The organism is Halolamina litorea (genome assembly GCF_026616205.1).
Classification (GTDB): domain Archaea; phylum Halobacteriota; class Halobacteria; order Halobacteriales; family Haloferacaceae; genus Halolamina; species Halolamina litorea.
Genome location: NZ_JANHGR010000001.1, coordinates 250301 through 269817 on the forward strand (window position 1 = coordinate 250301; position 19517 = coordinate 269817).

At 69.2% G+C, this 19517-nt stretch carries 20 protein-coding genes; 5 read left to right on the top strand and 15 right to left on the bottom strand.

Features of this window, described 5'->3' with window-relative positions:
* Positions 1–7: 7 nt before the first annotated feature.
* Positions 8–481, bottom strand: a complete 474-nt coding sequence (locus tag NO998_RS01250; protein ID WP_267645173.1) for a pyruvoyl-dependent arginine decarboxylase — start codon at positions 479–481, stop codon at positions 8–10.
* On the opposite strand from NO998_RS01250, the gene NO998_RS15840 reads away from it, so the two are divergent.
* Positions 471–533: a hypothetical protein gene (locus NO998_RS15840; RefSeq protein ID WP_379821368.1), complete on the top strand. Its 63-nt coding sequence runs from the start codon at positions 471–473 to the stop codon at positions 531–533. The genes NO998_RS01250 and NO998_RS15840 overlap by 11 nt on opposite strands.
* Here NO998_RS15840 and NO998_RS01255 read toward each other — a convergent pair.
* The 4 genes from NO998_RS01255 to pan2 are packed head-to-tail and all read right to left on the bottom strand — an operon-like array spanning position 521 to position 3059.
* Entirely contained in the window at positions 521–958 is a 438-nt protein-coding gene (locus tag NO998_RS01255; protein WP_267645174.1) for a hypothetical protein, read from the bottom strand. The genes NO998_RS15840 and NO998_RS01255 overlap by 13 nt on opposite strands.
* Before the next feature lie 42 nt (positions 959–1000).
* Complete coding sequence (locus NO998_RS01260) at positions 1001–1456, bottom strand: hypothetical protein (protein WP_267645175.1); 456 nt, start codon at positions 1454–1456, stop codon at positions 1001–1003.
* 40 nt (positions 1457–1496) lie between these two features.
* On the bottom strand, positions 1497–1823 hold the full coding sequence (locus tag NO998_RS01265) for a hypothetical protein (protein WP_267645176.1): 327 nt from the start codon (positions 1821–1823) through the stop codon (positions 1497–1499).
* Between the two features lie 9 nt (positions 1824–1832).
* Complete coding sequence (gene pan2 / locus NO998_RS01270) at positions 1833–3059, bottom strand: proteasome-activating nucleotidase Pan2 (protein ID WP_267645177.1); 1227 nt, start codon at positions 3057–3059, stop codon at positions 1833–1835.
* 112 nt (positions 3060–3171) lie between these two features.
* Here pan2 and NO998_RS01275 point away from each other — a divergent pair, with 112 nt between their 5' ends.
* Positions 3172–4047, top strand: coding sequence for a DUF7847 domain-containing protein (locus tag NO998_RS01275; protein ID WP_267645178.1), 876 nt, complete (start codon positions 3172–3174; stop codon positions 4045–4047).
* A gap of 1 nt (position 4048) precedes the next feature.
* On the opposite strand, the gene pepF is transcribed toward NO998_RS01275, so the two are convergent.
* The 4 genes from pepF to NO998_RS01295 form a co-directional block, all read right to left on the bottom strand.
* Entirely contained in the window at positions 4049–5848 is a 1800-nt protein-coding gene (pepF, locus tag NO998_RS01280) for an oligoendopeptidase F (protein WP_267645179.1), read from the bottom strand.
* Positions 5849–5941: 93 nt separating this feature from the next.
* On the bottom strand, positions 5942–6199 hold the full coding sequence (locus NO998_RS01285) for a hypothetical protein (protein WP_267645180.1): 258 nt from the start codon (positions 6197–6199) through the stop codon (positions 5942–5944).
* 39 nt (positions 6200–6238) lie between these two features.
* The gene (gene truA, locus NO998_RS01290; protein WP_267645181.1) at positions 6239–7039 is read right to left on the bottom strand and encodes a tRNA pseudouridine(38-40) synthase TruA; all 801 of its coding nucleotides are present in this window, start codon (positions 7037–7039) and stop codon (positions 6239–6241) included.
* Complete coding sequence (locus NO998_RS01295) at positions 7040–7252, bottom strand: hypothetical protein (RefSeq protein WP_267645182.1); 213 nt, start codon at positions 7250–7252, stop codon at positions 7040–7042.
* 420 nt (positions 7253–7672) lie between these two features.
* On the opposite strand from NO998_RS01295, the gene NO998_RS01300 reads away from it, so the two are divergent.
* Positions 7673–10813, top strand: coding sequence for an adenosylcobalamin-dependent ribonucleoside-diphosphate reductase (locus NO998_RS01300; protein ID WP_267645183.1), 3141 nt, complete (start codon positions 7673–7675; stop codon positions 10811–10813).
* 79 nt (positions 10814–10892) lie between these two features.
* Here NO998_RS01300 and NO998_RS01305 read toward each other — a convergent pair whose 3' ends face one another.
* Both NO998_RS01305 and NO998_RS01310 read right to left on the bottom strand, forming a co-directional pair.
* Positions 10893–12314 carry a PAS domain-containing sensor histidine kinase gene (locus tag NO998_RS01305; protein WP_267645184.1) on the bottom strand — a complete coding sequence of 474 codons (1422 nt, stop codon included), beginning with the start codon at positions 12312–12314 and terminating at the stop codon, positions 10893–10895.
* Between the two features lie 62 nt (positions 12315–12376).
* Positions 12377–13897, bottom strand: coding sequence for a molybdopterin-dependent oxidoreductase (locus NO998_RS01310; RefSeq protein WP_267645185.1), 1521 nt, complete (start codon positions 13895–13897; stop codon positions 12377–12379).
* 91 nt (positions 13898–13988) lie between these two features.
* Between NO998_RS01310 and NO998_RS01315 the strand changes: the two genes are divergently transcribed.
* A complete protein-coding gene (locus tag NO998_RS01315) occupies positions 13989–14123 on the top strand; it encodes an HVO_2523 family zinc finger protein (RefSeq protein ID WP_267645186.1) in 135 nt (44 codons plus the stop codon).
* A 98-nt stretch (positions 14124–14221) separates the two neighbouring features.
* A complete protein-coding gene (locus NO998_RS01320) occupies positions 14222–15175 on the top strand; it encodes a phytoene/squalene synthase family protein (RefSeq protein WP_267645187.1) in 954 nt (317 codons plus the stop codon).
* 27 nt (positions 15176–15202) lie between these two features.
* On the opposite strand, the gene NO998_RS01325 is transcribed toward NO998_RS01320, so the two are convergent.
* From NO998_RS01325 to NO998_RS01340, 4 genes are read right to left on the bottom strand one after another with little or no spacing between them, the layout of a single operon-like run.
* A complete protein-coding gene (locus NO998_RS01325) occupies positions 15203–16150 on the bottom strand; it encodes an HNH endonuclease signature motif containing protein (protein ID WP_267645188.1) in 948 nt (315 codons plus the stop codon).
* A gap of 38 nt (positions 16151–16188) precedes the next feature.
* On the bottom strand, positions 16189–17082 hold the full coding sequence (gene cruF / locus NO998_RS01330) for a bisanhydrobacterioruberin hydratase (RefSeq protein WP_267645189.1): 894 nt from the start codon (positions 17080–17082) through the stop codon (positions 16189–16191).
* A complete protein-coding gene (locus tag NO998_RS01335) occupies positions 17079–17921 on the bottom strand; it encodes a prenyltransferase (protein ID WP_267645190.1) in 843 nt (280 codons plus the stop codon). Before NO998_RS01335 ends, cruF begins: the two co-directional genes overlap by 4 nt.
* Positions 17921–19480 (bottom strand): phytoene desaturase family protein, encoded by a 1560-nt coding sequence (locus tag NO998_RS01340; RefSeq protein WP_267645191.1) that lies wholly within the window; start codon positions 19478–19480, stop codon positions 17921–17923. The genes NO998_RS01335 and NO998_RS01340 overlap by 1 nt, the downstream gene beginning before the upstream one ends.
* Positions 19481–19517 lie beyond the last annotated feature (37 nt).

Below are 19517 nucleotides of genomic sequence, written 5' to 3' on the forward strand. Positions count from 1 at the left end.
GGACCGCTCAGCAGATCGGCTCGCTCTCGCCGTAGGCCGCCAGCACGACCACGCAGGTGTGCTCGCCGGGCGACGCCTCGGCGGTCTCGATCAGCGTCTCCTCGTGGTCGAACGACCAGTCCCGAAGCTCCCGACCGGCGGCGAGGCCGGCTTCGAGGCGGGCTTCCACGTCGGCTTCGGCCTCGGCGTCGGCCTCGTAGAACAGTCCCGCCCCGGGACCGGTCGTCCACCCGATCCCGGCGGCGACGGTTTCGGGGCCGACGGCGGCCGCTTTCGCCTGCACGACGTTGAGCCGGTTCCCCGCGGGGCCGAGGTCGGGTGCCGACTCGACCCTGACGACCTCGGCGTCGGCGGGCACGACCGAGGAGACGGGGACGAGGTTGTAGTTGTGGAGGTTCGCGTCGGCCAGCGCGGCGTCGTAGGCGGCCTTGGCCGTCGGCGCGGTACCGGCACCGGCGACGACGTGGATGATGCTGCTCATGGCGGAAGGCGGCGCCCGGCGGAGAAAGGGGCTACGGACTCAGCCGGGGTAGTTCGCGAACACGAGCAGGACGCCGAGCGCAGCCACCACCGCCAGCACGACGACGACGCCGACGTAGCCCGCGGCCACGGCGACCAGCGCAAGCCGGCCGTCCCAGCCGTCGCCGGCGCTCGGGTCCCACCAGTCAAGCCGTGGGGCGACGACGCCGACGGCGAGCGCCGACCCGAGGAGCAGCGCCAGCGTCGAGGCGACGATCCAGCCGACCCCGACGGTCCCGGTGGCGATCCCGGGCGCGAACAGCACGAGCACGTGGACGACGGCGTAGGCCGTCGCCACGACGGCGTAGTTCCCGAGGAGCGTGCCCGTGGGCCGGCCGGCGAAGAGCCGTCTCGTGGACTCGAACAGCAGCAGCGGCGCCAACACGGCGGCGTCGAACAGCCAGAGGCCGACGAGGAGGAGGGGGGCGACGGGGTCCATGGCCGGGAGCGCGCCCGGGCCCGGTAAGTGTTTTCCGGGCCGCTACCCGGGGAACCCGACGGCGATGGCGACGACGAGGACGACGAACGCCAGCGCGCCGGTCGCGGCGACGTAGGCGAACAGTTCGAGCGTCAGCGCGATCCGCCCGTCGTACTCCCCGTCAGCTTTCGGGTGCCAGTGGCCCAGTCCCGGCACCGCGAGCGCCACGGCCGCCCACCAGAGCACGAGGTTCACCAGCGTCACGCCGGCGAGCCATCCGATCTCGCGGCCGGCGAGTCGGCCGCCGTTGAAGGCAACCGTGAGCGCCAGCCCCGACAGGTGTGTCGCCGTGAACGCCGCGGTGGCGACGAGATAGTTCGACGGCAGCCCGTCGGTCGGCCACGACCGGATCAGTCGCCTGACGGCCGTCGAGAGGAGGATTGGCGAGAGCACGAGCGCGTTCGCCAGCCACAGCGCGCCGAACAGGAGGGGGACCTGCGTGACGATCCCGGGAACCATGCTCCGCCGTCGTGTCGGCCGCGAGAAACGCTTTGTGGTGCTACCGGCGTTCGACCGTCCGCTCGTCGAGCGCGATCAGGAGCGCCGCCGCGACGAGCACGCCGGCCATCGGTACCACGAATATCCGGAGGGCCGCGCTGGGGAGTCCGAGTGCCCCGAGCGCGCCGGCACCCCCGAGGGCGACCGCCGTACGGCCGACGACGGCACCGGCGGTCCCGACCGCCGCCGCGACGCCGAGGCCGCCGGCGAAGACGAGCCGGCTCTGTGTGAGGCCCGTGCTGTCGAGGAAGAACGCCAGTACCGCCAGAAAGGTGAGCAGCGCCGCCATCGCCATCCCGCGTGCGGGTTGGCTGCCCGTGATCCGCATCCGCGGGAGTTACTGGTAGTGAGTGAGCCCGGTCCCCGGTGCGTCCTCGGAGGCCTTCTCGATCTTCTCGTGGGCGGCCTCGAAGTCCTCGGCGCGGACCTCCTCGCGCTCGTCGCGGATGGCGAACATCCCCGCCTCGGTGGTGAGCGCGGCGATCTCGGCGCCGGAGTAGTCCTCGAGCTGTTCGGCGAGTTCGCCGAAGTCCACGTCCTCGGCGAGGTTGAGTTCGCTGGCGTGGATCTCGAGGATGCGCTCGCGGCCCTCGGCGTTGGGCTTGGGCACCTCGATCAGGCGGTCGAAGCGACCGGGTCGGAGGATCGCTTCGTCGAGCATGTCGAAGCGGTTGGTGGCGGCCATGATGCGGATCTCGCCGCGGTCGTCGAAGCCGTCCATCTCCGACAGGAGCTGCATCATCGTCCGCTGGACCTCGGCGTCGCCGGAGGTCTTGGAGTCCGTCCGGGTGGTGGCGACGGCGTCGATCTCGTCGATGAAGATGACGGCGGGCTCGCGCTCGGCGGCGAGTTCGAACAGGTCCCGCACGAGGCGGGCACCCTCCCCGATGAACTTCCGGACGAGTTCGGAGCCGGCCATCTTGATGAACGTCGCGTCGGTCTCGTTGGCGACGGCCTTCGCGAGCATCGTCTTCCCCGTCCCCGGCGGGCCGTGGAGCAGGACGCCGCTCGGGGGCTCGACGCCGACCTCGCGGAACACGTCGGCGTTGACCAGCGGGTCCTCGACGGCCTCGCGCACCTCGCGGATCTGGTCGTCGATGCCGCCGATGTCGTCGTAGACGACGTCCGGCGACGCCTCGACCTCCATCGCCTGTGCGCGGGCGTCGGTCTCGTCGTCGAGCAGCTCTTGGACCGAGAAGGAGTCGTTGATGGCGACCCGGTCACCGGCCTCGACCTCGCCCTCGAGGGCGGGGGAGAGTTCGGTGAGGACCTCCTGGTTGTTGCCGTGTTGCTTGATCACGACGCCGTCCTCGGTCAGCTCTTCGACCGTCGCCAGGTAGAGCGACGAGGTCTTGAGCGTCTCGTTGCGGCGTTTGAGTTGGTCGACTTCCTCGCGGAGTTCGGACTTGCGCCCCTCCGCGTCGTGGAGCCGTTCGTCCAACTCCTCGTTGACTTGCACGAGCCGCTCGAAGTGTTCCCTGATCGCCTCCAGGCGCTCGGCTTGGGACATGTCCGGGTCCAAGTCGAGCCGGGGACGGTCGGGGAGGGACGGACTGCGTGACATCTCTCTGGTTCCGGTTAGGGGTACGCGTAAATGTGCCTTTGGGTCGGGGAATCGCCCCGTTCGGGCCGTGACCCGCGCACAGACTTTTGCTTCTACGCTTACGTACTGGCCCATGAGTCAGGTCCTCGCGACGTTTCGGTCGGCGCTCGGCACCGCCCTCCGGTCGCCGATGCACGTCACCGTCGTACTCGTCGTCGGCACCGCGGCGGCGCTGGCCGGCGTGGTCGTCCCGCTGGTGCCGCTGGTCGGCCTCCTCGCCGGCCCGCTGTTCAACGCCGTCATCCTCGGCCCGCTGGTGACGGCGGCGCTGGTCGGGAGCGCCGCCGCGGTCCGGAACGGGGGCAACGCGTGGAACGGCGCCCAGTCGGCCGTAGACGACAATTGGGTCGACCTCGTCGGCGCCTACGGGGTCGTGGCGGTGCTCTGGGTCGTGGTCGGGGGTGCGCTCGGGCTGGCGTTCGTCGTCGGCGCGGTCGGCCTCGACAGCCTCACCGAACTCGACAGCCTCCGGACGGGCACGACCGCGCTGCTGGTCGCGCTCCCTTCGCTTGCGGTGCTCGGGCTGAGCGTCCTCGCGGGGACGGTGCTCCAGTTCGTCGGCCCCGCGGCGGTCGTCGCCGACGCCGACGCGGTCGAGTCGTTGCGCACCGCGGTCCGTTTCTCGGTCGCGAACCCGACCGGCGTGTTGGGGTTCTCGCTGGTCGCGTTCGGCGTCGCCGTCGCGGCGTCGGTGCCCGGCGCGGCGCTTGCCGCCGTCGTCTGGTACGTCGGCAACACCGGGGCGGCCGCGGTGATCCTCGCCATCGGCTTCCTCGAAGCCGTGACCGTCGCCGGCGCGGTCACGTCGGTGTATCTGGTCGAGTACTTCGAGGCGGCGGCTGACCCGTCGGTGCTGCCCGGCGAGGGCTCGCTCGCGGCGACGACCGACGGCGTCGATACTGGCGGCTTCGAGTTCGGGACGGTGAAAAACGACCGCGAGCGGCTCTGAGTTACTCTAGGTCCAGTAGCTCCGCGGCGTCGTCGAGTCGCTCGCCGTACGCCGACAGGGCGGACTCGATAGGCTCAGGGCTGGTCATGTCGATGCCCGCGATCTCGAGCACGTCGATGGGGTACTCGCTGCCGCCGGCCGCGAGCGCGTCGCGGTAGGCCTGTGCGGCGTCCTCACCCTCCTCGCGGATCTTCTCGACGATGGCGACGGCCGCCGAGATACCAGTCGAGTACTGGTAGACGTAGAAGTTGTAGTAGAAGTGGGGGATGCGCATCCACTCCTTGGCGATCAGGTCGTCCACGTCGGCGTTCGCGTAGAACTCCGACTTCAGCCCGCCGTACACCTCGTCGAAGGCGTCGGGGGTGAGCGGCTGGCCGTTCTCGGCGCGCTCGTGGATGCGCTGTTCGAAGTCCGCGAACATCGTCTGGCGGTAGAGCGTCGAGCGGATGCGCTCGAGGTACTGGTCCAGCGCGTGGACGCGGATCTCCTCGTCGTCGACGTTCTCGAGGAGGTAGTGGGTCAGTAGCGTCTCGTTGACCGTGCTCGCGACCTCGGCCACGAATATCTCGTAGTTGGAGTACTGCCACGGCTGCTCCTCCTTGGCCAGTTCCGAGTGCATCGAGTGGCCGAGTTCGTGGGCCAGCGTGAACAGCGAGGAGATGTCGTCCTGGAAGTTCATCAGGATGAACGGCTGGGTGTCGTAGGTGCCCGAGGAGAACGCGCCCGAGCGCTTCCCGCGGTTCTCGTAGACGTCGACCCAGCGGTTCTCCAGCCCCTGCTCCATCCGGGCCTGGTACTCCGGCCCGAGGGGTTCGACGGCCTCGACGATCCACTCCTTGGCCTGTGCGTACGTGATCTCGGGACCCTCCTCGCCGGTGAGTGACATGTAGAGGTCGTGCATCCCGAGTTCGTCGACGCCGAGGGCCTGCCGTTTGAGGTCGGCGTGGCGCTGGAGGTAGTCGAGGTTGTCGTGGACCGTGTCCACCAGCGTGTCGTACACCTCCGTCGGGACGTTGGTGCCGTCGAGGGCGGCCTCGCGGGCGGTGTCGTAGTTACGGGCCTCGGCCAGTTTCACGTCCTTCTTGGTGCTGTTCTGGAGGGAGGTGCCGACGGTGTTCCGGTAGTCGTCCCACGCCTCGTAGTACTGCTCGTAGGTCTCGCGGCGGAACTCCCGGTCCTCGTGTTTCTGGAGCTTCGTGAAGTTGCTCTGGGTGATCTCGACTTCCTCGCCGTCGGGCTTCTCGACGGTCGGGAACGTCAGGTCGGCGTTCGAGAGCATCCCGTAGATGTCGGAGGGCGCGTTGGTGATCTCCGAAAGGTCGGCGAGTAGCTCCTCGACCTCGGCGGAGCGCGTGTGGGGCTTCATCCGCAGCGCGTCGTCGAAGAAGTGCTCGAACTCCTGGAGGTCGGGTTCCGCCTCCATCATCGCCTCGATCTCCTCCCAGTCGAGTTCCTGCAGTTCCGGCTCGAGGAAGCTGGTCGCGCTGGAGGCGTCGGACCGCAACGCCTCGGCCTTGGCGCCGATGGCCTGGTACTCCTGGTCCCGAGTGTCCTCGGAGGAGCGCAGGCTGGCGTAGGCCGACACCTTCGCCACGTCACGCATCACGTCCTCGTACTCGGTCAGCAGTTCGTCCAGCGTCTCGGCGCTTTCCGTCGCGCGACCCTCGTACTCCCGCAGGTCGTCGATCCGTTCCTCGACGTCGTCGTACGCCTCCTGCCAGTGCTCCTCGTCCGGGAAGATCGACTCCAGATCCCACTTGTACTCCTCGTCGATCTCCTCGCGTTCGGGGACAGTGCTCATTCACCTCGTGGTTCCCACGAGACGGTGGTAAGTCTTCCCAATCGTTGACGGGTCTGCCCCTCGCGAGGAGCCGCCGACGCCCCGCCGCGGCGCTCACTCGTCGGTCAGGAGGTCGCTCCGTGGCTGGCCGTCGATGGCCTCCCGGGTGGCCTCCTCGACGACCAACCACAGCCCCTTCACCGCGAGGAAGACGCCGAACAGCGACGCCGGGACGGCGACGACGAGCGCCAGCAGCCAGCCGATCAGCGGGACCCTGAACAGCGCCATCGCTGCCACCAGCCCCACGCCGACGACGGCGGCCCCCGCGACGACTCGGACCGTCGCGTCCCAACACACCTGCGTACGGATCACGCTCGGGTAACACGGCCGACCGCCAAAAGTCCGCAGGGGCTACTCCAGTCCGGCGAGCACCGACTCCGCCACCCGGACGCGCTCCAGTCCGCCGACGCGTCGGGCCTCGAACACCCCTCTCGCGCTCGTCGCGGCTTCCTCGTCGACGGCGAACTCGACGCCGGGGTAGTCGACGCCGGTCAGCACCAGCGGCTCGGCGGGCATCCGCGGGACGCCTTTCCCGCCCTGTAGCGACGCCTCGCCGAGGGTCTCGTCGACCCGGTCGAGCGGGTGGCCGTGGACGGCGACCTCCGCCAACACGCCGACTACCCTACGGACGAACCCCCGCGGGAAGCCGCTCGCCGCGACCGTGATCTCGAGAAACTCGCCGTCGCGATCGACGCCGACGGCCACGTCGCGCACGGTCCCCGTCTCGTCGCTCGTGAAGTTGTGGAAGTCGTGTTCACCCGAGAGCCGCGCGGCCGCCTCGGCCGCCGCAGCGTCGTCGGCGTCGGGAGCGTGCAGGTGGTAGGTGTAGTGCCGTTCGCTGGCGGCGTGGGTCGCGTGGAACGATTCGGGAACGTCGGCGGCCGCCCACGCCCGGATCGACCCGGGAAGCCGGCCGTTGAGCGCGGCGGGCGTACACCAGTCCGGCGCCTCGAAGGCGACGGTCTGGGCGACCGCCGAGACCCCGGCGTCGGTCCGCCCGGCGGCCGCGTAGCCCGGCGGCGTCTCGCCGGCGTCGATGATCCCGGCCGTTTCGAGCGTGCCGAACAGCGTCCCCTCGACGGTTTTCACGTCCGGCTGTCGCTGGAAGCCGTAGAACGGCCGCCCGTCGTAGGCCAGCCTGAACGCCCGCATCTACCGCGGGACCGTGGTTACCGGCGCCGCCGGGACGCCGCCGCCTGTCTCACCGGCGCTCCCGGCCAGCGCGCGTTCCAGCCCCTCAGGCCCACGGGCCGCCACACCGACCTCGGCGGCACGCTCGCGGGCGCGCCGCGTCGCGTCGCCGCGCGCGGTCGGATTCAGCGTGGAGCCGTCCGACGCGGCCGGCAGTAACACGTCGTCGTACACGGATCTCGGTTGTGTACGTCCGTGCAAAACGGTGCCGGCTGGCGGCGCCCGACGGGGGCGTGAAACAGCCCTCGGAGCGGGCGCCGACCCCCGCCGACACCCCTTACCTTCGAGTCGAGAACCGCGGTGCGTCCCCGTGATCCGGTCACACGTGTACCACTTTCACTCCGGTTCGGCCAAGGTTATACCAGCCCCTTCCTAAGGTCCACACGAGCGCCGAAAGGCGATGTCCACCCACCCTATGACCAGCACCTGCCACCAACTAACACAACTACGCTTGGACTACTCCAAACGAACCGGTATCCAAACCGTTATTGCGGGTCGAACGGATAGAACTTCTCCGTCAGAGATGTCCGACATCACCGCCACCATCGAACGCAGTATCCGGCCACAGTATGCCGCTCCCGGGGTGAGCGCGCAGTGAGCTCACCCGACCTGGGCGCCGACGAGCTAACACTCCCGATCAAGCGCACCGCCGGCGACACCCTCGCCGACCGCCTGACTGACAACGCTTACGACAACATTCTCCCGGCGCGGTACCTCCGGAAGAACGCCGACGGCGAGGTCATCGAGAGTCAGGAGGAACTGTTCGCCCGCGTCGCGAAGAACATCGCGCTCGCCGAGGCCGTCTACGAGGCCGAGCAGCAGGGTATCGAGGTGACCGTCACCCCCGAACAGCTCAAGCCCGACCACCCGCGCCGCGACGAACTCGCCGAGGAGGTCTTCGGTAAAGGGGTCGACGCCGACGCCGACACCGAGGCCGTCCTGACCGAACACAACGTCAACAAGTTCGCCTACGACACCGTCGTCCCCGAACTCGACGAGGAGATCGCGACCACCGTGCGCGAGACCCGCGAGGAGTTCGAGACGCTGATGACGGATCTCTCCTTCATGCCGAACTCGCCGACGCTGATGAACGCCGGCGACGAACTCCAGCAGCTCTCTGCCTGTTTCGTCGACTCGCCCGGCGACGACATCACGGACATCCACCAGACGGCCAAGGAGGCCGCCGAGGTGTTCCAGTCCGGTGGCGGCATGGGCTACGCGTTCTGGAAGCTCCGACCCTACGGCGACGCCGTGGGCTCGACCGGCGGCATCGCCTCCGGCCCGATCACGTTCATGCGGACGTTCGACCAGATGTGTGAGACGATCGCACAGGGTGGCGCCCGCCGCGGCGCCCAGATGGGCGTCATGCGCGTCTCCCACCCCGACGTGATCCAGTTCATCCACGCCAAGAACAAGGACGTGAGCCTGGCGAACACGCTCCGTCTGAACGACCCCGACGACTTCACGCACAACTCCTTTGCGGACGCGCTGGAGGAGGCCCGCGAACTCATCGACGACGAGGGTCGCGTGCCCGAACACCTGCGTAACGCCGTCGAGGGCCACCTCTCGAACTTCAACATCTCCGTCGGCATCACCGACGACTTCATGGAGGCGCTGAAGGCTGGCGAGGAGTTCACCTTCACCAACCCCCGGACCGAGGAGCCCCACGTCGCCACGCCGGAGACGAAGGAGCTCTACGACATGTTCGGGCTCGGCGAGCACGTCGAGGTCGGCGAGGTCCTCTCGGTGCCCGCCGAGGCGCTCTGGGACCAGCTCATCGAGGGCGCCCACGAGAACGGCGAGCCGGGCGTCATCTACCTCGAGCGCGTCAACAAGCGCCACTCTTTCGACGTAGAGGAGCACCCGGACCACCGCATCCTCGCGACGAACCCCTGCGGCGAGCAGCCCCTCGAGGAGTACGAGGCCTGTAACCTCGGCCACATCAACCTCTCGACGCTCGCGGCACAGGACGCCCCTGACTGGCGCGTCTGGTCCGAGGAGCACGCCGACGAGTACGACAGCCACGAGGAAGCCGTCTCGGCGTTCCTCGACGACGCGATGAACTGGTCCGACTTCGACCACCGCATCGAGTACGGCACGCGCTTCCTCGAGAACGTGGTCACGATGTCTGACTTCCCGGTGCCCGAGATCGAGCAGAAGGTCCGGGAGATGCGCAAGATCGGGCTCGGCGTCATGGGGCTGGCACAGCTCTACATCCAGCTGGGTGTCCGCTACGGCACCGACGACGCCGACGAGATCGCCCGCCAGCTCATGACCCACATCAACCACGGGTCGAAGGACGCCAGCCACGACCTGGCCGAGGAGCGTGGGCCCTTCGCCGACTGGGACGACTCGAAGTACGCCGACCCGACGACCTACCCCGAGTGGTTCGAGCACCACACCGGCGAGGACCCCGCCGAGTGGGAGGACGGCTACACGGTCCGCAACCACAACACGACGACCATCGCGCCGACGGGCACCACGTCGATGATCGGCAACACCACCGGTGGCTGTGAGCCCATCTACAACGTCGCCTACTACAAGAACGTCAGCGGCGACGTGCAGGGCGACGAGATGCTCGTCGAGTTCGACGACTACTTCCTCCGAGCGCTGGAGGACAACGGCATCGACGTGCAGGCCGTCAAGGAGGAGGCACAGGAGCAGATGGCCAACAACGAGTTCGACGGCGTCGAGGGGCTGGAGACGGTCCCGAACGCGCTGGGTGAACTGTTCGTCGTCACCGGCGACCTGAGCGCGAAGCAGCACGCCTCGATCCAGTGTGCCGCGCAGGCCGGCGTCGACTCCGCCATCTCGAAGACGGTCAACGCGCCCAACGACGCCAGCCTCGACGACGCGAAGGACGCCTTCGAGTACGTCTACGACAACGGCGGCAAGGGTGTGACCTACTACCGCGACGGCACCCGCAGCAAGCAGGTGCTCACCACGCGCGCCGACAACACCGAGTTCGCCGACGAGGACGAGGCCGCCGAGGCACTCGTCGAACAGATCACCGAGGTCTTCGGCGGCATCGAGGGCTTCCTCGACAACGAGGACGTGCAGGCCGCCCTCGACACGCAGGTCGAGCAGCTCCTCGCGAGCGCCGACGGCGACGACACGCCGCTGGGCCGCAAGCGCCCGCGTCCAGACGTGCTCCACGGCCTGACCCAGCGCATCGACACGGGCTACGGGAAGCTCTACGTCAACATCAACGAGGACCCGGCGACCGGCGAGCCGTTCGAACTGTTCGCCAACATCGGCAACTCCGGCGGCTTCACCGCCTCCTTCACCGAGGCGCTGGCCAAGACCATCTCCACCTCGCTCCGTTCGGGCGTCGACCCCGAGGAGATCGCCAGCGAACTGCAGGGCATCCGCAGCCCGAAGGTCGCCTGGGACAAGGGCGAGCAGATCCAGTCGATCCCCGACGCCATCGGGACGGCGATGCGACGCTACCTCGACGGCGAGATCGACGAGGCCGTGCCCCAGCAACAGACCATCGACGAACTCGACGAGGAGAGCGCCTCCACGGACGGCGGTGCGACCGAGTCCCTCGGCGAGCCGACGAACGTCGACGTCGAGAGCCCCGACGGGCCCGACGGCGAGGCGGGGCAGGACGACGCCGTGGGCGACCTGATCGCCTCCGGCGAGAGTCCCGAGTGTCCCGACTGTGGCTCGATGAGCCTCTACTTCTCGGAAGGCTGCAAGACCTGCGAGTCCTGCGGCTGGTCCGAGTGCTGAGCTAGCGAACCACCTTTTCGGTCGTGACGGGGTTCTTCGCCGCGACGGTTTTCTTCGCCGCCGCGGTTCGTCCCCCTCGCTACCGTTCTCGTCGCTGCGTCGGTTCGTCCGCTTCTTCGAGCGGGAGCGAGAGGGTGACCCGGTTCCCGTGGTCCTCCTCTGAGTGGACGCTCACGTGGCCGTTCGACAGTTCCACGGCCCAGTAGACCAGCCAGAACCCCAAGCCGCTGCTGTGGTAGACCTGGTTCATGTCGTGGTCGCCGAGGAGCACGTCCGCCTCGATGGACGGGATCGGCGCGTCGTCGTCCTCGACGGTGAGTTCGGCGTGGGTCCCGACCTGGCGGAGGCTGACCCCGACCCTCGGCTCGCTCTCCTCGCTGTGCTGGATCGAGTTCTCCAACAGTTCGATCACGGCCAGCCCCAACTCCGGCCGGCCACAGACGATCGTCGGCTTCGTGATATCCGTCTCGATCACCACCCCGGCGTGGCGCTCACGGACGGTCTCGATGCTCTCGAGGACTGCCTCACCGAAGTCGATCCGCTGGCGCCCCTGTTGTTCCGTGAGGAGGTCGATGACCTCGCGCTCTTTCTCGGCGGTCTGGAGGAGTTCCTTCCCGACCCGGCGGATGACGGCGGTGTACTGGCTCGCCTCCGGAAGCTCCTCGTCGATGAGGTCGGCCTGTCCGAGGACGATGTTGAGGTCGTTCCGGAGGTTGTGTCTGAGGAGGTTGTCCATCACGACCAGTTGGCACTCTCGGCGGCGGCGGTCGGTGATGTCCCGCACGAACCCCGTGATACGGACGACCTCGCCGTCCCGCGTGATCGGCTCGCCCTGCACCCACACCCAGCGGGTGTAGTCCTCGGCAGGGTTGACGCGGTACTCCATCTCCACCGAACGGCCGCCCGCGAGACAGGCCATCGCCTCCTCGACCGCCGGGCGGTCCTCGGGGTGGATCGCGTCGAGGAACGCCTCGGGGTGGTTCCGTATCTCCTCGATAGGCCGCCCGAATATCCCCTCGTAGGCGGGGTTGACGAACAGCAGTTCCGACCAGTCGCCGTCGAACATCCAGAGCACGTCGCCCGCGACGGCGGCGATCCCTTCGAGCCGGGAGGCGGTCTCGGCCCGCTCGCGTTCTGCCTCGACGCGGTCGGTCACGTCCCGCGAACTGACGACGTAGCCGTCGAGTTCGTCGTCGTTCAGGTTCGACATCCGGCTCTCCAGCCAGACCCAGTCGCCGTCGCTGGTGCGGTGGCGGTACTCGATGGTCCCTTCGCCGAGCGTCTCGTCCCGAACCATCCGGCGGAACTCCCGGCGCATCCCGTCGACGTCGTCGGGGTGGACGAACTCGAAGACGGTCCGCCCCACGAGTTCGGCCGGTTCGAACCCGAGGATGCGTTCGCACGCCCCGTTGACGTAGCTGAACGTTCCGTCATCGTCCAGGAGCACGATCTTGTCCTGAGCCTGATCGAGGAGCAGGCCGAGGGAGCCGGAACGGTCCATTCGCGGGTATCTTGACCCCGTGTGGGGAAAACACCCACGGCGACTCCCGCCTCGAGCCCTTGCTACGCCTGCACCGTCTTCCGCACCCAGCCGGTCGCCCCCGAGGGGAACCCGTCCTGTTCCGTCTCGGTCTGGACCTCCCCGGTGCCGTCGATGGCTCGGACGACCACCTCGTGTTCGCCCGACTGCTCGTACTCGTGTCGCCACATCCGCCACGCGTCGGCGGCCTCGCCCGTCGCCTCGGGCTCCTCCTCCCCGATCGGTGTCGGGCCCGGGAGCGTGTCGCTCAGGGTCGCCTCGGTCCACGAGTCCCCGCCGTCGGTCGAGACCTCGACGGCGTCGATCCCGCGCGTGCCGGCGTAGGCGTGGCCGCCGACGCGGACGACGCCGTCCTCGATGGTCGTGCTGTGGAGTTTGGCGACGGTGTTGACCTCGCCGGTGCCCTCCCAGCCACGCTGCTCCCAGTAGCCCTCCTCGGGTTCCTCGCGGATCTCGATCTCGGTGAGCCACTTCGCGTTGGTCTCGCCCCAGTGGCCCGGGACGAGCGTTCGGAGGGGTGCGCCGTGGCCCCGAGGCAGCGGGCGGCCGTTCATCCCCCATGCGAGCAGGCCGGGATCGAGCGCCTCCCGGGGGAACGAGACGAAGTAGTCGTCGTCGCCGTGGAGCGTCACACAGCACGTCTCGGGGGCGTCGACGGCCTCCAACACCGCCGCGACGGGGACGCCGTCCCAGAGCGCGGTGTCGGCTTTGGTGCCGTTGATCTTGTCGCTCACACAGCGCAGCGTGACGAACCGGCGCTCGCCGCCCAGTTCCTGCAGTTCCTCCAGCGTGAACGTCCGCTCGGTGCCGACCTCGCCGGTGACCGCGAGTTGGTAGCTCGTCGGGTCGATGTTGGGGTTCGTGGGCGCGATGTCGACGGTGTAGAACTCCTCGGAGACCAACGGCTCGGCGCCGGGCAACGAGAACGAGCGGTCATCGGCCGCCGAGAGCAGCGACGCGGCGGCGGGGTCGGGCGGCTGGCGGTCGTCGCCGGTGTCGGGTTCGCGGGTCCGGATCACGCCGAGCACCACCCCGGCGACGACGGCTGCGCCGGCCTGGAGCAGGCGACGGCGACCGGGCGGGTCCTCGGTCCCGGTCCCGCTCGCGCCGACCGGGCCACTCAGATCGAGCGAGAGGCTCGCGGCGGCGGCGACGACTCCGGCGCCCAGTCCCGCGCCGAACGCGCTCGTGGCGCTGCCCGTCAGGAGCGCGGTGAGGGCGCCGACGAGCAGGACCGTCACGCCTGCCCGGAGGGCGGCTCCTTCGGTGACGCGGCCGGCGGCGAGCGCGGCGGCGCCGTAGACCAGCACGAGGAGGACGCCGCTGCCGAGCAGTAACAGCGGCTGGGCGAGGTCCCTGAGCGCCCCGATACCGGCGGCGACCAGCAGGCCCGGCAGCGTGTCCCGCACGACCGCGGCCGTACTCGGGAGGACGAACCCGGGGGTGTTCCCGATCGCCACCAGCGAGCCGACCACGGCGCCGATGGCCGTCAGCAGTGCGACCCCGATCTCGGCGGCGTCGAGGCCCCGAACGCGGCGGTTCATGCTGGCCGATGGGGCGCTACGGGGGAAAACGTTCGCCCCGTGGCACGCGTTGACGCGATAGGTTTTCGTCGGTCGATCACGACCCCCGGGTATGAGCGACGCCGAGGGGACGACGCCGCCGGGCCGGCCCTGCCCGCGCTGCGGGGAGACGATGGTCCACCGCCACTGTGAGTACGTCTGCCCGCAACACGGCGTGATCTACGACTGTGCGGACACGTTCTACTGAGCCGAGCAACGTGCCACGGGGCCGTACAGTTAAGCCATTGCCACGCAAAGCTTGCACATACACCGACAGCGTCGCCGTGGCGCCGACGGTCCCCCACCATGGTCGAACAACGACAGCTCGCTCGAAGCAAGGAGATCCATCGGACCACGGGTCGGACGTTCTACGTCGCCACCCGGTTCCTCCCGGAGCGAGTCCGCCACCCAACGTACGTGCTCTACGCCTTCTTCCGCGTCGCCGACGAGGTCGTCGACGGTGATAACGACCTCTCGCCGACGGAGCGCGCCGAGCGCCTCGAGGAGTTCCGTCGCGCGGCGCTGGGTGAGGAACCGACCGACGACCCGGTGATCGCCGCCTTCTCGGAGATCCGGGAGCGCCACGGTATCCCCGCATCCGACGTGAACACGTTCGTCGACGCGATGGCGACCGACGTGGAGAAAGCCCGCTACGAGACCTACGACGAACTCCGTGAGTACATGGACGGTTCGGCCGCCGCCGTCGGCCGGATGATGACCTCCGTGATGGCCCCCGAACAGGCCCAACAGGCGCTCCCGGCCGCGACGGCGCTCGGCGAGGCGTTCCAACTCACCAACTTCGTCCGGGACGTGCGCGAGGACGTCATCGACCGCGACCGCATCTACCTCCCCGCCGAGACCCTCGAAGCCCACGGCGCCAGCCACCGACAGATCAGCCGCCTGGAGTTCGACGAGAACGTCGCGGGCGCGGTGCAGGCCGAACTCTCCCGCGCGGAGGCGCTCTACCGCGACGGCGTCGCCGGCATCGAACTGCTCCCGAAGGACTGTCAGTTCCCCGTCTTGCTCGCGGCCATCCTCTACGTCGACCACCACCGGCTGATCCGGGACCTCGACTACGACGTGGTGTCGACGACGCCCTCGCTGTCGACCCCGCGGAAGCTCTGGCTCGCCGCGCGGGCACGCTACGCCTGGTGGCGCAACCCCGACCCGCGGACGGTGTTCCGCTCGGTCAGCGCCATTCCCAGCGACGACACCGACCACCGGCTCCACCGTGCGATGGGCCGGCTCCCGGTCCCCTGATACGGACCGACGACGCCCGTTTTCGGCTCAGTTCGGCGGCCACCACGACAGCGACTCGTTCCGACGCCCGACGTACTCGTCGGCGACGCCGCCCTCCCGTAGCCGGTCGAGGCGCTCGCCGTGGCGGGCCCGCAGGCTCTCGTCCATCCAGCGGTCGGCCGGCTCGTACTCGGGGTTCACCCAGAGCCGCCCGGCTTCGTCGAACGTCCACAGCGCGGCGTCGAAGGCGGCGTGGTGGGTCCAGTTCAACAGCAGCGCGTTCCCGGGCTCCTCGGCGATGTCCGGTCGCTCGGTCCTCGGGAGCACGTGGGCGACGGTCAGTAGGCTCGGGTGGTCGATCCCGGTGAGCGCACAGCGACCGTCGAAGCGCTCGTATATCGACTGTTTGAACGACTCCGACACGCGGACGCCGGCGCGGGTCTCGGTCACTTTCCGGCCCGTCGTGTCCTCGGGGGCGAAGCCGCCCGCGGGCGGTTCGGGGGCGTCGACACCGACTCCCGCCGCCGCGCCATCGACATCCGCCGTGGCCGTCGGATCCGCTTCGGGGCCGTCCCGGTGTCGCATCTCGAACTCCAGCACCTCGCGCTCGCCGTCGGGGCCGGCGACCATCTCGTGACCCTCGACGGCGACGCGGCCGCGGTACTCCCAGCCGGGGTCGTCGCCGGCTTGGTGGAAGAAGTAGATCGGTACGGGGTCGGATTCGGCCTCGATCAGCGCCGCGTTGCCCAGCGTGTCGGGGGACTGGTCTCCCTTGTCGGGCAGCCCCTCGCCGACGTAGGTGAAGCGCCCGGCCGAGACCTGATCGGCGTAGGGGCCGTCGTCGCGGGAGAACAGCAGCACGTAGCGCTCGCCCTCGTCGTCGTTCCGGACGGTGATCCCCCGGACGTGGTAGCCAAAGCCCGTGTCGAACAGTTCCTCGATCTCCTCCTTGTCGTAGCGGGCGCCGTGTTCGACCTCGGGGTGGGGGTGCTCCATCGCGTCAGGTCGAGGGCTCGCCCGGCCGACGGTTCAAGCTACCGACGGTCGGCGGCGACGCCGCGGTCGCTCTCCCCGCCGTCACCCAGCCACGGCACCATACCGGCGTCGAAGCGGTCGGTTCGCAGCAGGCCGGCGCCGATGCCCGCGGCGACGACGACGGGGAGCCAGTTGCCGTAGACGGCGTTGATGCCGCCCCAGAGCAGCACGAAGCTCACCATGTCGTCCAGCGCGAACGCGCAGGTGTCGATCCGGGCGGCGAGCGCCTCGCGGTCGAAGGTGGCGTCCAGCACCACCACCGCGACCGTCGCCGAGAGCACCCAGCCCTGGTAGTTCGACCACGGGACGCCGTAGAACGCGCCGCCGCCGTAGTCCCAGAACCCGAGCGCGACGGCGCCGGGGTCGAGCACCACGTCCATCAGCAGGACCAGCGCGATGACCGAGAGCAGTCGCGGCAGCGCCCGATCCGCCAGATCGCCGAGCAGCAGGAGACAGAGCAGGTAGGCGTTGGCCACCAGCGGGAGGAAGAAGACCGGCAGGGCAAGCGGTACGCCGCCGATCATCGGCCCGAGCGAGACGCCGTACTCGAAGAAGCCGTAGGGCCAACCGGTGGTGATACCGACCGTCTCGATGGCGTAGCTGTACGCCGCCAACGCGGCGACACCCAGTGCGGCCCGGCGGTCGACGACCGGCAGCATCCCCACGACCAGCGGCGAGCGCATCACCAGCACGCCCATGAGGACGAACAGGGGGTTGAACGCGAGCACGTCCGGCAGCGCCGCCCACTCCGCGCTGGCGATCAGCGAGAGCGCCCCCACTGCGGGGAAGACGACGGCGATGGTGAACCGGTGCTCCTGAATCAGCGCATCCAGCGTGCCCTCCCACGCTCGGCGGTCCGTGGGGTCGTCGGGGACCCACTCGCGGACGCTCACGGGAGCACCCCCACGAGCCCCAGCAGGCCGCCGAAGGTCATCAGCATCCCCACGACGCCGTTGACAAACGGGAACCACCAGTACGCCCGGTCGACGTCGACGCCGGCGGCGACGGTGCCGAGCAGGAAGACCGGGTAGACCCCGAGCAGCGCTCCCAGCCGAACGTCCAGCAGGCCGAACGCCACCGCAGCGAGCGCCCAGCAGGCCCCACAGTAGAGGTAGGTCCGTGCCTCACCGAGCGCCGTCGCCGTCGTGTCGACGCCGGCGGCGCGGTCGGGTTCGATGTCCGGGACCGCGGAGTAGGTGTGCATCCCCATCGTCCAGAGCCAACCGCCCACGAGCGCCGCGGCGGGTGGGTGGGTACCGGCGAGCGCGGCGTAGGCGGCCGCGCCCGGGAGCATGTAGAGACCGTTCGAGAGTGAGTCCAGCAACGGCCGGGCCTTGAACCGCAGCGGCGGCGCGCTGTAGGCCGTGGCGAGGGCGAAAAAGCCCGCGAGGTACGGCCACGCGACGCGGGGCGTGAGCGGGAACAGCACCAGCCCCAGCAGCCCCGCGGCGGCGACGACGGCCGTGACCATCGACGAATTCCGCCAGCGCGCTTCCGGGCTCCCCTCCCCCGACTTTTTCGGGTTCTCGGCGTCGATCTCGCGGTCGAAGCGGTCGTTGATCCCGTAGAGGTAGACGTTGGCGGGCAGCAGGAAGTAGACGAACAGCAGCGCCGGCAGCGGGGCGAGCAGGTCGCTCACGGCTCCGGCGGCGTAGGCGACGCCGACGAGCACGGGGCCGGCCGTGTAGAGCCAGAAGCGCGGGCGCGAGAGCGTCAGCAGGTAGCGAAGCATCAGGCTTCGCGGTCGGCCATCGCTTCCGCCGTCAGCTGGCCGCTGATCAGACACATCGGGACGCCGATGCCCGGGGTGGTGTAGGAGCCGGTGAAGTAGAGCCCCTCGACCTCGTCGGAGGCGTGGGAGGGCCGCAGCAGCGCGGTCTGCTTGAGGGTGTGGGCCAGTCCGAGCGCCGACCCCTGCATCGTGTTGTAGCGCTCGCCGAACTCCGAGACAGAGAACGTCTCCTCGACGACGATACGGTCCCGCAGGTCCGTGCCGGTGTTCTCCGCGATGTCTTCGAGCACCGTCTCGCGGTAGGCCTCGCGGGTCTCCTCGGTGTCGTCGAGGCCGGGCGCGATGGGGACCAGCGCAAAGAGGTTCGAGTGACCCTCGGGGGCGACGGAGTCGTCGGTCTTCGAGGGCGCACAGAGGTAGTACGCCGGGTCGTCGGGCCACGCCGGTTCGTCGAAGATCTGGCCGAAGTGCTCGTCCCACTCGGTGGGGAGCACGAGCGTGTGGTGGGCGAGGTCGGGGATATCGCCCTCGACGCCCATGTAGAGCAGGAACGCCGACGGGGCGTAGGTGCGGGAGTCCCAGTATTCCTCGCTGTACTGCCGTTTGTTCTCGGGGAGGAGTTCCTGTTCGGTGTGGGCGTAGTCGGCGTCGCTGACGACGAGGTCCGCCAGTTCGTAGCCAGCCGAGTCGACGCGGTACTCCTCGTGGCGGTCGCTCGGGGCGAACGCCGCGGGGTCGGCGGCGTCGTAGTCGACCTTGAAGCTCCCGCGCTGGCCGTGGATCTGTGTCACGTCGGCGCCGGCGCGGTACTCGACGCCGAGTTCGGCGCCGAGGTCGACGAGGCCGTCGATGACCGACGCGAGGCCGCCGTCGGGGTAGAAGACCCCGAGTTCGAAGTCGACGTGGCTCATGAGGTTGTAGAGCGCCGGGGTGTTGTGAGGCGACCCCCCGAGGAAGACGAGGGTGTACTGCATCACCTGCTGGAGTTTGGGGTGATCGAAGTAGTCCTCGACGTGGTCCTGCATCGTCCCCAGAAGCGCGAGGCCGCGGGCCTGCCTGCCGACGTCGGGGTCGAGGTAGTCCCGCAGCTTCGGGCGGTCCTCGTAGACGAAGTGTTCCATCCCCACGTCGTAGGTGTACTCCGACTCCGCGAGGTACTCCTTGAGCGTCTCGCCGGCGCCCTCCTCGTACGCCTCGAAGCGCTCGGCGTTGGTCTCGATGTCCGGGGCCAGTTCGAGGGAGTCGCCGTCCTTCCACTCGATTCGGTAGTGGGGGTCAAGCCGCGAGAGTTCGTAGTAGTCGCTCACGTCCCGGTCGAAGTGAGCGAAGAAGCGCTCGAACACGTCGGGCATCAGGTACCACGAGGGTCCCATGTCGAACCGGAAGCCGTCGCGTTCCATCACGCTCGCGCGGCCGCCGAGTTGCTCGTTCCGTTCGAGGAGGGTCACGTCGGCGCCGGCGCCGGCGAGGTAACAGGCCGTCGAGAGGCCGCCGACGCCGCCGCCGATCACGACCACGTCGTGACCGTCGAGTGAAGCGAGGTCCGGAGCAACGTCCATGCGCGAGCCACGCGCGCGGGGGGCTTAAAACGGCCGA

Excerpts from the sequence above, each read along its gene's own strand:
- NO998_RS01340 (WP_267645191.1), bottom strand. The coding sequence starts at position 19,480 with ATGGACGTTGCTCCGGACCTCGCTTCACTCGACGGTCACGACGTGGTC.
- NO998_RS01275 (WP_267645178.1), top strand. The coding sequence starts at position 3,172 with ATGAGTCAGGTCCTCGCGACGTTTCGGTCGGCGCTCGGCACCGCCCTC.
- NO998_RS01310 (WP_267645185.1), bottom strand. The coding sequence starts at position 13,897 with ATGAACCGCCGCGTTCGGGGCCTCGACGCCGCCGAGATCGGGGTCGCA.
- pepF (WP_267645179.1), bottom strand. The coding sequence starts at position 5,848 with ATGAGCACTGTCCCCGAACGCGAGGAGATCGACGAGGAGTACAAGTGG.
- NO998_RS01305 (WP_267645184.1), bottom strand. The coding sequence starts at position 12,314 with ATGGACCGTTCCGGCTCCCTCGGCCTGCTCCTCGATCAGGCTCAGGAC.
- NO998_RS01335 (WP_267645190.1), bottom strand. The coding sequence starts at position 17,921 with ATGCTTCGCTACCTGCTGACGCTCTCGCGCCCGCGCTTCTGGCTCTAC.
- NO998_RS01250 (WP_267645173.1), bottom strand. The coding sequence starts at position 481 with ATGAGCAGCATCATCCACGTCGTCGCCGGTGCCGGTACCGCGCCGACG.
- NO998_RS01320 (WP_267645187.1), top strand. The coding sequence starts at position 14,222 with ATGGTCGAACAACGACAGCTCGCTCGAAGCAAGGAGATCCATCGGACC.
- pan2 (WP_267645177.1), bottom strand. The coding sequence starts at position 3,059 with ATGTCACGCAGTCCGTCCCTCCCCGACCGTCCCCGGCTCGACTTGGAC.
- truA (WP_267645181.1), bottom strand. The coding sequence starts at position 7,039 with ATGCGGGCGTTCAGGCTGGCCTACGACGGGCGGCCGTTCTACGGCTTC.
- NO998_RS01260 (WP_267645175.1), bottom strand. The coding sequence starts at position 1,456 with ATGGTTCCCGGGATCGTCACGCAGGTCCCCCTCCTGTTCGGCGCGCTG.
- NO998_RS01265 (WP_267645176.1), bottom strand. The coding sequence starts at position 1,823 with ATGCGGATCACGGGCAGCCAACCCGCACGCGGGATGGCGATGGCGGCG.
- NO998_RS01255 (WP_267645174.1), bottom strand. The coding sequence starts at position 958 with ATGGACCCCGTCGCCCCCCTCCTCCTCGTCGGCCTCTGGCTGTTCGAC.
- NO998_RS01325 (WP_267645188.1), bottom strand. The coding sequence starts at position 16,150 with ATGGAGCACCCCCACCCCGAGGTCGAACACGGCGCCCGCTACGACAAG.
- NO998_RS01315 (WP_267645186.1), top strand. The coding sequence starts at position 13,989 with ATGAGCGACGCCGAGGGGACGACGCCGCCGGGCCGGCCCTGCCCGCGC.